The sequence below is a fragment of the Vibrio sp. 10N.261.55.A7 genome (assembly GCF_002877365.1).
In the GTDB taxonomy this organism is placed as follows: Bacteria; Pseudomonadota; Gammaproteobacteria; order Enterobacterales; family Vibrionaceae; genus Vibrio.
In genome coordinates this window covers 1-390 of sequence record NZ_MCWZ01000266.1, presented here as the reverse complement: position 1 = coordinate 390, position 390 = coordinate 1, and the positions used below count along the sequence as shown (strand labels likewise).

Below are 390 nucleotides of genomic sequence, written 5' to 3'. Positions count from 1 at the left end.
GCTAATAGCTTAACGGCTTAATGCTCTGTTAAGCCGTATCGCAGATGAAACGGGAGACGAATTGCCATTGTTCGAATCGATGGTTTTCCTAGTGCCTATGCATTAACGGTTGTCGTTTGCACCCGCCTCTAACTCGTTCCAGTGTTCAAACGGGGAATTGGCGTTACTCACGTCGATTTTCTCTACTGTTATCGAGCTCGGAGAGGGGTGATCGTGACCAAACAACTCGTAGCTCCAACGGTAATCAAATCCAGATTGAGCCGCCTCATGGCGATCCGCCGCAATGTAGATTGTGTTAATACCGGCCCATTTTGCTGCTAGATAACACAATGCACAGGGCTCGCCAGAGGCAAATAACGTTTTTCCTGACAGATCGCTGCTGCCCAACGA

At 49.0% G+C, this 390-nt stretch carries 1 pseudogene; it reads right to left on the bottom strand.

Annotation, left to right across the window (positions count from 1 at the left end):
- Positions 1–102 precede the first annotated feature (102 nt).
- A pseudogene (locus BCU12_RS23310) lies at positions 103–390 on the bottom strand (hypothetical protein); the annotation flags it as partial.